Origin of the sequence: Paraburkholderia phenoliruptrix, assembly GCF_019511605.1 — a bacterium.
In the GTDB taxonomy this organism is placed as follows: domain Bacteria; phylum Pseudomonadota; class Gammaproteobacteria; order Burkholderiales; family Burkholderiaceae; genus Paraburkholderia; species Paraburkholderia phenoliruptrix_A.
In genome coordinates, this window is record NZ_JAEUAV010000061.1 from 1 (window position 1) to 1,325 (window position 1,325).

General features: G+C 62.6%; 1 protein-coding gene. It reads right to left on the reverse strand.

What is annotated here, in order from left to right:
- Positions 1 to 34: 34 nt before the first annotated feature.
- Complete coding sequence (locus JNB89_RS30750; protein WP_220364729.1) at positions 35 to 1,294, reverse strand: IS256 family transposase; 1,260 nt, start codon at positions 1,292 to 1,294, stop codon at positions 35 to 37.
- Positions 1,295 to 1,325 lie beyond the last annotated feature (31 nt).

The following is a 1,325-nucleotide window of genomic DNA, read 5'->3' on the forward strand; positions in this document are numbered from 1 at the left end:
AACATTTCGGGCGTGGTGGGCGATCAATTTCATTCTAGCTGTCGGGTCGTGTGAAGCGATCCTCGTAGAGGATCGCGAACTGCCGCATCGCAGCCTTCCAGTCGTGGGCAGCGCGGCTCCAGTCGCTGGTGATTTTGCGCAGCGCAAGCCAGAGCAGTTTGGTCGCGGCGTCGTCGGACGGGAAGTGTCCACGCGTCTTGATGATCTTGCGCAGTTGAGCATTCACACTCTCCAGCGAATTCGTGGTGTAGATCACCTTTCGCACCTCAGGCGGGAACGCGAAGAACGGAATCACGCGATCCCATGCGCGGCGCCAGGCTGCGATGACGGTCGGGAACCTGCTGCCCCACGGGCCGCGTTCCAGGGCAAGCAACTCCGCTTCGGCTGCGGCAGCACTGGCCGCCGTGTAAATCGGGCGCAGGGCCGCAGCCAGTTCCCGACGCTCCTTCCAGCCGGCGTAGTCGAGTGAATTGCGGATGAGGTGCACGATACAGGTCTGCAGCGTGGTCGCCGGGAAGACCGCTCCCAGCGCTTCGGACATGCCCTTCAGCCCGTCGGTGACGGCGATCAGGATGTCCTGCACGCCGCGCGTCTTCAGATCGCTGAAGACCTTCATCCAGAACTTCGCGCCTTCGGTGTTCTCGATCCACAGCCCGAGAATGTCCCGCGTGCCATCGGGCAGAATCCCCAGTGCCAGATAGACCGCCTTGTTGCGCACCATCCCTTCGTCGCGGATCTTCACACGCAGCGCGTCGAAGAACACCACCGGATACATCGGCTCGAGCGGACGGCCCTGCCAGGCGGTGATTTCCTCAGTCACTGCATCGGTGACAGAGCTGATGAACTCGGGCGACACCTCGGTGCCGTACTGCTCGGCCAGAAAGCCCCGTATCTCACGCACGGTCATGCCGCGCGCGTACATCGCAATGATCTTGTCGTCGAAGCCGGTAAAGCGGCGTTCGTGCCGCGGAATCAGGATCGGTTCGAAGCTGCCGTCACGGTCGCGTGGAATGTCCACCCGTAACGGGCCGTCCTCTGTCAGCAAGGTCTTACCGCTCCTGCCGTTGCGCTGGTTGGCCGACTCCGGCGGACGTCGGCCGCCGCTCGGATAGCCCAGATGATGTTGGAGTTCAGCACCCAGCGCGCGCTCGATCAGCGCCTTCTTGAAGGCCATCGAGGCCGCCTGTACGGCTTCCGCCGTCATCGGCCCCTTCACGATCTGATCGATGAGCTCCTCTGGTATTGCCGGCAGCTCAGGCGGGGGCGCAGACCCTGCTTTCGGTTTGCTTGGCATACATGCTCCTTTGGGTACATGTTATGCCTTG